This is a genomic window from Brumicola blandensis (genome assembly GCF_031846165.1).
Classification (GTDB): domain Bacteria; phylum Pseudomonadota; class Gammaproteobacteria; order Enterobacterales; family Alteromonadaceae; genus Glaciecola; species Glaciecola blandensis.
This window is the reverse complement of record NZ_JAVRIE010000004.1, coordinates 112,109-124,073: the sequence shown is the minus strand read 5'-3', so window position 1 is coordinate 124,073 and position 11,965 is coordinate 112,109. Positions and strand designations below refer to the sequence as shown.

Below are 11,965 nucleotides of genomic sequence, written 5' to 3'. Positions count from 1 at the left end.
CTAAATCCCCGGTCCAATAATGAGGTGTAAGCGCCATGTGTTTTCTTCGTCTGTAAAGCCACGAGCGACATACAAACGCACAGTACCAATTGGGGACAACCAGTGTGCGCCTGCACCTACGCCATAGGCCGGTGATTTACCGAAATCATCATCAGCACTGCCTGCATCAACAAATACGGCTGCTCGCCAGTCATCATATAATTGGTATGCGTATTCAGTGCTGGCGACTGACAAGAACCTAGCACCAACCAACTCCGGGAGGCCGGTCGCTTCATCAATTCTTTTTTCACTTAAGCTGTTTAGTGAAAAGCCGCGGATACTTTGGTCACCACCGGCAAAAAATCGCATACTCGACGGCACTCGTTCAAAGTCGTTGGTCACAATAGCACCGACATCACCGCGCAAAATAAAGCGATGTTTGCCGTAAGTTCGAATCCACTTGGTGCGCGCAGTCAGTCTAAGGACATTAATATCAGAAATAACTCGATCAGAGGCCGACTCTACGGTGAACTGTTGCCTGTCCCCCCAATCGATAAATAACTCTCCGCGCTTCCTAACCCGGTTCAATGTGATACCTGGCAACAATAGTTGCGTTGACTGCTCTTCATCTATCCCTTGGACGAAGCGCTCATACTCATAGCGCAAAAATACAATTTTATCCCAATCATTTTCCTGCTTGGCACCAAACTGTCGCTGCGCCGCTAAAGTATAGTTCTCACTGTCTCTTTGCTCTTCATTTAACTGCTGAACACCCACCTGAACTTTAAAAAAGTCGTTCAATGGATTTGCCATTGGGATCGTGTAACCCAAGGCAATGGTTTTCTTCGGTGCAGAGAAATACAGTTCTGAAGATAGGCTATGCCCTCTCAAATTTACCCAAGGGCGTTTCCAATTCATGGTAATTCTGGGGCCTGAATCTGTAGAAGCGCCAATACCAAATTGATAGGTGTCTCTCGGTTTGGTTCTTAGTAATGCCTCTATGGGGACGACTTTTTCTGCTTTCTGTTGTGGCGTCATTGCATCGAGGTTTGCTCTAATGACCACACTTTCATAGTAGCCAGTTTGTCTCACCGATTGAGTAAATTCACCTAGCAACTGTTGATTAAAATAATCACCCTTTTTGTATGGCATAACAGCTTCAACGAGCGAGCTGCCTTTGTCTTCAGTTAAATAGTCCAGCTTACCAAACTTGTGCCGCTCACCGAAACGCAAGTCCCATCTGACTTCAGCTTGGTTTTTAGCTAAATTAATCTTGATTTGATGTTGATTCAGCTTGAAATCAAAATAACCAAAAATTAAAGCAAAGGACTGTAAGCGAGACTTCAGGCCGTCATACTTGGATTGATCTAGGGGCAAACCCTGCATTGCTTGAAAGTTCTGTAAAACTTGCTTTAGTTCTTCTGGAAAGTGGGCTGTCTGAGTACTCGCTTGATCAACATCTAACTGCACACTCGACACCTTCACCTTTTCGCCCAAGGTCACTTTAATCAAAACGCCTTCATCTTCGAATGCGGCTTTGTTCAAGTTTTCTATCTGAACATCGGCTTTGTAGTAGGAATAAGCCCTCAGCGCTGTCGTCGTGAGCTCGCGCACGCGTTCTTCAAATTGCGCTAGTTCATACTCGTTGTCAGGAAAAGTGACGCTATTAAGATGAAGTTTTACATTTTCGGCGATACCAGAATCCAAGCCCTCTACTTTCCATTTTGCATGACTAGAGAACGCAACGGTGCTGAAGATAAATGAGTAAAAGAGGAAAACTAAGACTCTATTACTAAATGAAAATGAAATAACCTACTCCCTATAAAGATATTTTCCGCAAGCACATCGAATGCATTTAAAAGACTGACATATGCCCCGACTACGAGATCACGTATTGTCCTTTTATTTCGCTTCGTGGGCAAGACTTTAGGCCAGTTATTCATCAGGAAATAAAAGAACAATCCTAGGGTACAGTAGTACCACAGCAGCCATGAATATAAGATGAACGCGTCTGTTAAGGAAACGGATGTAAAACCAAGGACGGTGACGACTCAGGCTATCTTAAAGACTGGCCTTTGGCGCTCACTTATCACCTAACAACTTACGCAGCAATACTTTTAAAAATGAAATCGGAGATAAGTATGACATCAACTACTATGCAAATCCTTAAAAAGTCAGAATTGAAACAGGTTAGTGGAGGAGCGAATGTTCGTTCCGGCATCAATACAACAGGCTTCCCCGTTTCGACCTTTCAAGACGGGCTAGATACCATTGGTATCAATGAACAGGGAAAAATCCCAATGCCATTTATAACACTCGGCAAAAATGAAAATGGCGGAATATTACCTACCTTTTGAGCCTAGTATTTGGCAGCTCCCGTTCTTTCTGGTTGAGCTGCCACCTTCACTTCATGGAATAAACTATGATCTTACTCTTAGGGACTCCTGGCAATGAAAGCATACGACACCTCAGTAGTGAAATGGCAAAAATCGAGCAGGATTATTTTATTCTCGACTCGCAACGTCTATTTAAAGATTACTCATTTTCGTACTGCCCAAACCGTAATGATGGTTTCATAAATAATGGCTTTCGAACCGTCGCTTTAAGCAAATTTAGCAGTGCCTTTTGGGGCCAAATAAACGTGCCCGAATTGCCCAAAGAAAATGCCTCGCTCCCTCGTAATATAGAGATTACAGACTTCAATGAACGGCTATACCAGCAAGAATTGAACTGCAGTTTACAAACCCTCTTAAATTTCTCACGAATCCATTGGTGCAACTCATGGCAAGCATTTCAACTGCATAAAACGAAGCCAATTCAATTGGAAAAAGCAAAAGCATTGGGTGCAGTAATACCGAAAACTCAAATAAGCAATGTATTACCCCATGGGTCTGTCCGTTCAGCTTCAAGTCAAAGTTGCATTACTAAACCTGTTCACGCGGGATACATGACTCATGCTTTTGATGTTCAACACGACCCACAAACCCTGATAACGGAAAGTTGCACTAATGTTGATTTGATAAAAGGCTTCCCTTTCACGCTGCAAGAAAAAATACTTGGTCAAAACATTCGCACTTATGTCATTGGTGAAGAGGTCTTTAGTGGCCTTATTGAAACGAAACTTTTAGATTTTCGTTTGCAAAGCGCGGAAGAACAAATAGTCCATCGCATTCAGCTTAGCGAGCAGGAGGAGTCACTTGCACAAAAGATACGAATAAGCTTTGATATGCAGTGGACAGCAATAGATTGGATACGACGGAAGAACGGTGAACTGGTGTTTTTAGAAGCCAACCCGGCGCCCATGTTCATCGGGTTTGAAAGACTCACTTCCTATCCAATCACCAAGGCGCTAATGAAACTACTGTTAAGCAGACACTAAACATAGCATGATGCATTTTCGAGGGATAAGTCTATAAAGTGTCGCCAAATGGACGTTTATTATACTCTAGAAACACAAAACCCCAAAAACCGGAGTAATTGGGGCTTGCATCAAATATTTAAACGCGACTTGCTCCTCAGGGTTGACTAGACCTTGAGCGGTTTATAATCTTATTTAGAACAAGGACTTGCCTAATTCGCTATTAAGGTATAAAACCGAAGACTTACGTTATGTTTTGTATACTACAATATAAATCGGCTTAAGTCTTCATTATCTGCCAAAGTTTCTAAATGCTGATTCACATATTCTTTGTCTACCAGTAAAGATTCGCCAGCTTTGTCGCTAGCCTCAAATGAAATCTCTTCCATTAGTCTTTCTAGCACCGTGTACAAGCGTCGTGCACCAATGTTTTCAGTCTTTTCATTCACTTGCCAAGCAACTTCAGCGATACGTTGAATGCCTGACTCAGCAAATTCCACGTCTACTCCTTCAGTTTTAAGCAGTGCTTTATATTGCTGAGTCAATGACGCATTTGGCTCAGTCAAAATACGCACAAAGTCTTCGACTCTTAATGCAGAAAGCTCAACACGTATTGGCAAGCGACCTTGTAACTCAGGGATAAGGTCCGAAGGTTTCGCCATTTGGAATGCACCAGAAGCAATAAATAAAATATGGTCGGTTTTTACCATGCCATGCTTTGTAGACACCGTAGACCCCTCAACTAGAGGTAACAGATCGCGTTGCACGCCCTCACGAGATACATCACCTGATTGATTACCTTCGCGCTTACAAATCTTGTCAATTTCATCTATAAAAACAATGCCATTTTGTTCCAAAGACTCAATAGCCGTTTCTTTTAAATCTTCTTGGTTAACAAGTTTTGCTGACTCTTCTTCCACCAAAAATTTGAACGCTTCTTTAATTTTTAACTTTTTCTTTTTCTTTTGGTCGCCAGACAGATTTTGAAACATCCCTTGAAGTTGGTTTGTCATTTCTTCCATGCCAGGAGGAGCCATAATCTCAACACCGACCTGCGGTAGACTCACATCAACTTCAATTTCTTTATCATCCAATTGGCCTTCGCGCAGCTTTTTGCGAAAAACTTGGCGAGTGCCCTTATCTTGAGGCTCTTCCCTTTCGCCGCTGACACTTTGTGCTGGCGGCAACAAGATATCAAGAATACGGTCTTCTGCTGCTTCTTCAGCACGATATTTTACTTTTTTCGACGCTTGTTCTTTTGTCATCTTCACGGCAATGTCAGCAAGATCGCGAATGATAGTTTCTACTTCTTTTCCGACATAGCCAACTTCAGTAAATTTAGTGGCTTCCACTTTGATGAAAGGTGCATTTGCCAGCTTAGCTAAACGTCTGGCAATTTCTGTTTTACCCACACCTGTTGGACCTATCATTAGAATGTTTTTAGGCGTGACCTCTTGACGTAACTCAGGCTCTAATTGCATTCTTCTCCAGCGATTTCTTAGCGCGATAGAGACCGCCTTTTTGGCATCAGACTGGCCAATAATGTGGCGGTCTAGTGCATGAACAATTTCTCTAGGAGTCATTTCTGACATAATCTTTTACCTTTGCTCTATTTCTTCACGGCAAACTTACATGAGCGCCACAGAAAGATTGAATTTATGAATTAGTAATCGAGGGTTTCGATAGTCTGATTTTGATTGGTATACACACAAATATCGCCAGCAATCGTTAAACTTTTTTCTGCGATTTCTTGTGCGCCAAGCTCGGTGTTGCCGAGCAGTGCTGTTGCAGCGGCTTGTGCGAATGGGCCACCTGAGCCAATAGCAATCAAATCTTGTTCTGGTTGGATAACATCGCCATTACCGGTAATGATCAAGGATGCAGTATGATCAGCGACAGCAAGCAATGCTTCAAGCTTTCTCAGCATGCGATCAGTACGCCAATCTTTGGCGAGTTCCACCGCCGCTTTGGTTAGATGCCCTTGATGCATTTCGAGCTTAGATTCAAAACGCTCAAACAGTGTGAATGCATCTGCGGTGCCACCCGCAAAACCTGCCAAGACCTTGTCGTGATATAAACGACGCACTTTGCGAGCATTCCCCTTCATAACGGTATTCCCGAGTGATACCTGTCCGTCGCCCGCGATGACGACTTGATTATTGCGACGGATTGAAACGATCGTTGTCATGTAAACTCCTACTGAAATACCGATGACATTTTCTTGTCGAGTATATGTGGGGGAGTATCATTTTTTTTCAAGCGTTAATCTGACTTCAATTCCCTATATTGACAATTACGAACACCAGCTCTTTTTTTCAACTTGTTGCTAATACTATTCGCCATCCTTTTCGATTCTAGAGGACTTATTACCACTTTATACCAAACCCCATTTTCTCCCACAGTGCGACGAACTTGTGACTCATAGCCTTGGAACGCAATTTTAGCCTTCAATTCTTCAGCCCGCGACTTTTCTCTAAATGAACCGCACTGCAAAAAATAACGCTTATCAGCTCCCGGCATCTCACCCACTTCCACCTCAACTGCATACTCCGGCAAGCCTTCGATGAACTCCCACTCTTCTTCACCCATTTCAGGCAAAATCTCTTTTTCATCCAAATCAGTGTTCGGATTAGTGTAAGTGTTAGGCGATGTGTCTTTTTCTGAGGTCGTTGCGTCTGCCGACTCAACAACTGTGTCTGTAGCCTCGCTATCATCCACATCCATATCTTTGAGAGTCCAAAGGCCCGCAACGAAAGCTGCAACAACGGCAATGGCAAGAACGACTTTAAACCAAGCGACGTTGTGCTTAGCCTTTTTGCGAACAGGAGGCTTTCTTTTTTTCTGGCTTCTGGCCACGTAATCTTTTTGCGCCATATTGTTTTTATTATATCGCTTTATTGCTTTGGTCGGATTGCAGACTATACAAAATTCTGCGCTGAAAAACGCGTTAATTTCGCAAATTTTATTCATTCGGTGGTTCTTTGTGCAAGCTTCGTTCTAATCAGCGTCTAACTAAAATCAATGGGAGATACATCAATACTCCAACGCACTTGGCGGGATATCGCCAAGGTTTGTAAACCAAAGTTCGCTTGTTCGGTTATTTTTTGCAGGTAGTTTCGAGAAGGTGACTGCACGATTAACACAAACCGGAATCGACCTTGTCGTTTCTCGATGAAAGCAGGAAACGGCCCCAAGACTTTGGCGTGCTGAAACTGCGTAAAGGTATCGGCACAAATCTTAAGAAAATCCATTGCTAGCCCTTTTTTGTGAGACTCGCTACGAATACATATTTGATGTTCATAAGGTGGCAATCCAGCATGTTTCCGCTCTAGCAGTGCATACCGAGCAAAGTCACTATAGCCATTGTTAATTAAGTCTTGTAGTAATGGGTGCTCTGGACAATGAGTTTGCAGCCACATCTCACCCGCTTTTCCGCTTCTTCCTGCTCGTCCAGACAGCTGCGTGATTAATTGAGCGAGTTTTTCGGGTGCACGGAAATCAGCACTAAATAGAGCACTATCCACGTCGACGATAAGTACAAGCGTAACATCAGGAAAATGGTGCCCTTTTGATAGTATTTGTGTTCCTACGAGCACTTGGTATTTCTTCTGATTGATGTCCTGCAAAAGGCGGTTTAACTTACCCTTTCCTCTTACGGTATCACTATCGATTCGCACAGTATCGTATTCTGCAAATATTTCCTCCAAACCCGCTTGCATTTGTTCAGTGCCCACCCCAAAAGTATCCACGTCATCGCTACCACATTCCGGGCAGCGTTTAGGCAAATATCGGGTGTCGGCACAACGATGGCACTGCAAATTATTCACGCTTTTATGCACAGTCATAGGGTTATCGCAGCGCTGACAAGACTCTACGTGTCCGCATTGGTGGCACAATAAGGCTGGCGCATAGCCCCTACGATTAACAAACACCATCACTTGGTTGCCTGCTTGCAATTGTTCACGCATTTTATCCAACATGCCCTGCGCAATACCAAACTGCATCTGCTGGCCTTTGATATTCATTAAACGCTGACTTGGCATCGATGCACTGCCGGCTCTGTTAGGCAAAACTAAATGTTTGTATTTCTTTTCAATCGCATTGTGCAAACTTTCGAGTGAAGGAGTTGCACTGCCGAGGACAAGGGGAATATTTAGCTGTTTGGCGCGATAAACAGCAATATCTCGTGCATGATATTTCAGATTGTCTTGTTGCTTAAATGATTCATCGTGCTCTTCATCGACGATGATCATGCCTGGGTTCTTCAACTCAGTGAAAATAGAAGACCGTGTACCGATAACGATACCAATATTGCCATCTCTAGCTTGCTGCCAAACTGTCAGCCTTTCAGTATCATTCAAGTTCGAATGTAGCATGCCCACTGGGATGCCAAAGCGATCTTCGAAGCGCTGAACCGTTTGCGGGGTTAAGCCAATTTCCGGCACCAAAATTAAAATTTGTTTACCTTCTAACAACAGTGGCTCGATGATTTGCAAATAAACCTCTGTCTTGCCACTTCCAGTCACACCTTCAATTAAGAAAGTATCAAAACCATTGCTCACGTTTACACTTGATATAGCAATAGATTGGTCAACATTAGCTAAAGGTTTATCAGCTATTTGTATTGACTGTTTCCAGTCTCCGACTTGTAGCTCTTCTTCTCGTTTAATTAACAAGTCTTTTTCAATCATCGCTTTGACAACAGAAGCACTAAACTCATCCTTCACCTTGCTTAGAGGTGCTTTTTGCTCTGCACTCGCAAGAATAAAATGAAAGAGGGCTCGTTGTTTTTGTGATCGCGATAAACGAGGGTCTACGTCATCAATATTTTTTGCTTCATCGCTCAAATAAAGCATGGTCTCGGTTTGAACTGAAGCTTTCGTTTTGCCACTCGCTTGTTTTCTTAGTGCCGCGGGTAATAAGGTGTGTAACACCTCACCAATTGGATAGTGATAATATCGACTCATCCACTCTCCAAGCTCTCGCATGCTAGCAGAGCAAACTGGCGTGCTATCGAGTACTTCAATAACCGACTTGAGCTTCTTCTCTTCAACAATCGCGTGTTCGGCGTGCCCCATTACAATACCAACCACTTTTCGGGGTCCGAAAGGAACCAGTACTCGACACGCAATAATGTCCCCCACATCTTCGCTTTCGATACGGTAATCAAATACTTGGTACATGGGAACTGGAATGGCGACTTGAACGACTTGCAAGCTTGCTCCTTATTTCGATTAGTCAACAGCGATTCGCTGACAGTGATGCTCATTTGTCAAACCTACATACTATCAAGGTCTTGCAAGAGCGAATAGCAATGATTACCTCAGAATGAAAGAACACAACAAAAGTACAGGTCTACTGTCTTGATGCGAGCCTAGCTTGAAAGCTTCGAGTAAATGCACTTTCCGCTTGATATTGCGAGGTAAGTCCATTATTATGCGCGTCCAAATTTCGGCAGTTGATAACATCATCTGCTATTTAATTAAATGCGTTTGGTGTGCAACTTCGGGTTGTATAGCGAGACGGCCTAAAATAAAAGGTATCCCAATGAAAGAAGGTATTCACCCGCAGTACGACGAAATCAAAGCAACGTGTTCATGCGGCAACGTTATTGCAGTTCGTTCAACGTTAAAGAAAGACATCAACTTGGACGTATGTTCATCTTGTCACCCTTTCTACACTGGTAAGCAACGTAATGTTGATACTGGTGGTCGTGTTGACCGCTTTAAGAAGCGTTTTGGTGCACTTAGCAAGAAGTAAGTGTTTGCTGAAAAGCAGATTTAAGAGAAAAGAGCACATTATGTGCTCTTTTTTTCGCCCGTAATAAACTTACAAAGCGCGGATGTCTTCAGCGTTGAAAATTTATAACGACTTATAAACATACAAAAATTCATATAAACTCATTAACCTTCATAAATGTTCGTTATACGCATTCGATTATAATCCTCATCGTTTAGCAAAATATCAGCGTAAAATCATGGTCTTACCAGTTATAAAATTCATCCATCTTTCATAGATTGTATTCTTCATTCGGCGCTGATTTGTGCTACATTTGCTCAATGTTGGTAAGTCAATATGAAAACTTACCAAATAATGTATCACTGACACTATTGAAAGGACCCTGCATCTCATGCCAGATTTTCGCCAACAAGCACTCGATTATCACGAATTCCCAAAGCCCGGCAAAATTAGTGTTGAGCTTACGACACCTGCTGACACCGTTACAGATCTGGCGCTAGCATATAGTCCAGGCGTGGCTGAACCGGTGAGAGAGATTGCTGCAGATCCGAATGCTGCATATCGCTACACAGCCAAAGGAAATTTAGTGGCCGTCATTTCAAATGGTACCGCTATTTTAGGACTAGGTAATTTAGGCCCATTAGCATCAAAACCAGTGATGGAAGGCAAAGCGCTTTTATTCAAACATTTTGCTGGTTTAGATTCGATTGATATTGAAGTGAAACACAGAACAACGGAAGAGTTCATCAATACAGTGGCGAATATTGCAGACACTTTTGGTGGTATTAACTTAGAAGATATTAAAGCGCCCGAGTGTTTCGAGATTGAGCAAGAACTCATAAAGCGCTGCAAAGTACCCATCTTTCATGATGATCAACACGGTACAGCTATCGTAACAGCGGCGGGTATGTTGAACGCATTAGAAATACAGGGTAAGAAAATTGAAGAAGCCATTTTCGTATGTATGGGCGCTGGTGCTGCTGCTGTCGCTTGTATGGAGTTGCTTATTAAGTGCGGTGCCATGCGTGAAAAAATCTATATGCTTGACCGTAAAGGTGTTATCCATACCCGTCGTGAAGAGCTAACTCCACACAAAGCCTTGTTTGCAAACAATACCGACAAACGTAGCTTGGAAGATGTTCTGGAAGGCGCCGACGTATTCTTAGGACTAAGCGGCCCAGATATTTTACCGCCAGAAGCACTTAAACTAATGGCACCTAAGCCTGTCGTATTTGCTTGCTCTAACCCGGATCCTGAAATTAAGCCTGAACTTGCTCATGCAGTCCGTGACGACCTTATTATGGCAACAGGACGCTCCGACTATCCAAACCAAGTCAATAATGTGTTGTGTTTCCCATTCATATTTCGTGGTGCATTAGATGTAAGAGCATCTTCGATTAATGATGAAATGAAAGTGGCTGCAGTTGAAGCACTACGAGAAGTATCTAAAGAAGATGTACCTGAACAAGTATTAAAAGCGAGCAACAGCAAAGCCCTATCATTTGGCAAAGACTATATCATTCCAAAGCCAATGGATCCTCGCTTGTGTAAACGCATCGCCACGGCTGTCGCGTTGGCAGCAATTGAATCTGGTGTGGCGAAGATTGAAAGTATTCCGAACGATTATTTGGATAACTTTTAGATAACACCTACTATTTGTCATTGCTAAGCCACTTTTTCTGAAGTGGCTTTTTTATAGTTTCTTATTGTACGGTCTAAAAATTTAAGCGCTTTTTTAAGTTCTTTAAGTTATGATGCAAGCACTAGCTAACAATGCACTTATAAAAAGAAGAATATGGCCAAAAAGCTGAACCTCACTCAAGTTGCGAAGATACTTGGCGTATCTATTGCCACTGTATCAAATGCCTTCAACCGCCCTGATCAACTATCCAGCAAGTTAAGAGAAAAGATCCTCGCTGAATGCGAAAGGCTTGGTTACCGCGGTCCAAATTTAGCTGCTCGCTCTTTGCGTATTGGCGCGTCTGGCGTCATTGGTGTGGTATTGGTTGACTCACTTAGCTATAGCTTTTCAGACCCTGTCGCAAGTCAGCTTTTACAGGGCGTAGCAGAACTTTTGGTCGAAAAAAACAAACAAATGTTACTGTTATCCGGCAACATAGATTCGGCCGAACAACGTACCGCTGAATCGTTACCTGATGGCTTTATTATTTATGGTGCGATTCGACACTCCACTTTAGATCCCATACTTCGTCTGGGTAAGCCAGTCGTGCATGTCGACTGCCTGATTGATAGCACTCATTCGGTGAACATCGACAATGAAATTGGTTCTCGCACTGTTGCTAATCACGCGATGGAATACGTAAAGAAAAAAGGGAACGACAGCCCTAATATCTCTGTCCTTGGCCTGCGAATGGTAGATTCTAAAAGGATTTGTAGACTCATTGAGAGTGACTTCAATAGTGAATCGCGAGAAATTTCTCAGCGCCGCTTAAAGGGCTATTTAATGGCCGCCAAAGATAACAACATGAGCATTTCATTTGATCGCATCTGGCACATCCCCGAAAACGATCAAGAACATGCTGAGATTGCAGCCAGAGAATCACTATCAACAGTGCCTAGACCCGATATTCTATTGTGTATGAGTGATATAAACGCATTAGCAGCATCACGTGTCTGTCAAGAACTGGGGATCCGCATTCCTGAAGATATCGTGTTGACTGGGTTTGACGATATCCCAGAGGCAAGTCGCGCCGTGCCAAGCTTAACTACTATTTGCCAACAGAGTATTGAAAAAGGCAAAGTAGCCGCGAATCTACTTTTAGAGGCAATCGCCAAAGGCGATGATGAAAAAGAGAACATTCAACATATTATGCTGGGCACTCGACTTATCGTTAGGAACAGTTGCCCCTAAACGAGTATCGAATACCT

Annotated in this window: 10 protein-coding genes; 5 read left to right on the top strand and 5 right to left on the bottom strand. The window is 43.0% G+C overall.

Translation table 11 applies throughout. The annotated features are described in order from the left end of the window. Positions 1–1,686, bottom strand: a complete 1,686-nt coding sequence (locus RM544_RS11030) for an autotransporter assembly complex protein TamA (protein ID WP_311361848.1) — start codon at positions 1,684–1,686, stop codon at positions 1–3. Between the two features lie 434 nt (positions 1,687–2,120). On the opposite strand from RM544_RS11030, the gene RM544_RS11025 reads away from it, so the two are divergent. Both RM544_RS11025 and RM544_RS11020 read left to right on the top strand, forming a co-directional pair. Beyond that, entirely contained in the window at positions 2,121–2,336 is a 216-nt protein-coding gene (locus RM544_RS11025; protein WP_311361847.1) for a hypothetical protein, read from the top strand. A 65-nt stretch (positions 2,337–2,401) separates the two neighbouring features. Further along, positions 2,402–3,358, top strand: coding sequence for a hypothetical protein (locus RM544_RS11020; RefSeq protein ID WP_311361846.1), 957 nt, complete (start codon positions 2,402–2,404; stop codon positions 3,356–3,358). Positions 3,359–3,600: 242 nt separating this feature from the next. On the opposite strand, the gene hslU is transcribed toward RM544_RS11020, so the two are convergent. From hslU to priA, 4 genes are all read right to left on the bottom strand, one after another. Then, positions 3,601–4,929, bottom strand: coding sequence for an ATP-dependent protease ATPase subunit HslU (hslU, locus tag RM544_RS11015; RefSeq protein WP_311361845.1), 1,329 nt, complete (start codon positions 4,927–4,929; stop codon positions 3,601–3,603). 71 nt (positions 4,930–5,000) lie between these two features. Next, the gene (gene hslV, locus RM544_RS11010; protein ID WP_311361844.1) at positions 5,001–5,525 is read right to left on the bottom strand and encodes an ATP-dependent protease subunit HslV; all 525 of its coding nucleotides are present in this window, start codon (positions 5,523–5,525) and stop codon (positions 5,001–5,003) included. 74 nt (positions 5,526–5,599) lie between these two features. Continuing rightward, positions 5,600–6,307: an SPOR domain-containing protein gene (locus RM544_RS11005; RefSeq protein ID WP_311361843.1), complete on the bottom strand. Its 708-nt coding sequence runs from the start codon at positions 6,305–6,307 to the stop codon at positions 5,600–5,602. Between the two features lie 38 nt (positions 6,308–6,345). Next, positions 6,346–8,553 (bottom strand): primosomal protein N', encoded by a 2,208-nt coding sequence (gene priA, locus RM544_RS11000; RefSeq protein ID WP_311361842.1) that lies wholly within the window; start codon positions 8,551–8,553, stop codon positions 6,346–6,348. Between the two features lie 331 nt (positions 8,554–8,884). Here priA and rpmE point away from each other — a divergent pair, with 331 nt between their 5' ends. The 3 genes from rpmE (at position 8,885) to RM544_RS10985 (ending at position 11,948) form a co-directional block, all read left to right on the top strand. Further along, entirely contained in the window at positions 8,885–9,097 is a 213-nt protein-coding gene (gene rpmE, locus RM544_RS10995) for a 50S ribosomal protein L31 (protein ID WP_311361841.1), read from the top strand. A gap of 370 nt (positions 9,098–9,467) precedes the next feature. Beyond that, positions 9,468–10,718: a malic enzyme-like NAD(P)-binding protein gene (locus RM544_RS10990; RefSeq protein ID WP_311361840.1), complete on the top strand. Its 1,251-nt coding sequence runs from the start codon at positions 9,468–9,470 to the stop codon at positions 10,716–10,718. Positions 10,719–10,871: 153 nt separating this feature from the next. After that, positions 10,872–11,948, top strand: a complete 1,077-nt coding sequence (locus RM544_RS10985) for a LacI family DNA-binding transcriptional regulator (protein WP_311361839.1) — start codon at positions 10,872–10,874, stop codon at positions 11,946–11,948. Positions 11,949–11,965 lie beyond the last annotated feature (17 nt).

Coding starts and splice junctions, on each gene's coding strand:
- hslU (WP_311361845.1), bottom strand. CDS start 4,929: ATGTCAGAAATGACTCCTAGAGAAATTGTTCATGCACTAGACCGCCAC.
- hslV (WP_311361844.1), bottom strand. CDS start 5,525: ATGACAACGATCGTTTCAATCCGTCGCAATAATCAAGTCGTCATCGCG.
- RM544_RS10985 (WP_311361839.1), top strand. CDS start 10,872: ATGGCCAAAAAGCTGAACCTCACTCAAGTTGCGAAGATACTTGGCGTA.
- RM544_RS11025 (WP_311361847.1), top strand. CDS start 2,121: ATGACATCAACTACTATGCAAATCCTTAAAAAGTCAGAATTGAAACAG.
- RM544_RS10990 (WP_311361840.1), top strand. CDS start 9,468: ATGCCAGATTTTCGCCAACAAGCACTCGATTATCACGAATTCCCAAAG.
- rpmE (WP_311361841.1), top strand. CDS start 8,885: ATGAAAGAAGGTATTCACCCGCAGTACGACGAAATCAAAGCAACGTGT.
- RM544_RS11020 (WP_311361846.1), top strand. CDS start 2,402: ATGATCTTACTCTTAGGGACTCCTGGCAATGAAAGCATACGACACCTC.
- RM544_RS11005 (WP_311361843.1), bottom strand. CDS start 6,307: ATGAATAAAATTTGCGAAATTAACGCGTTTTTCAGCGCAGAATTTTGT.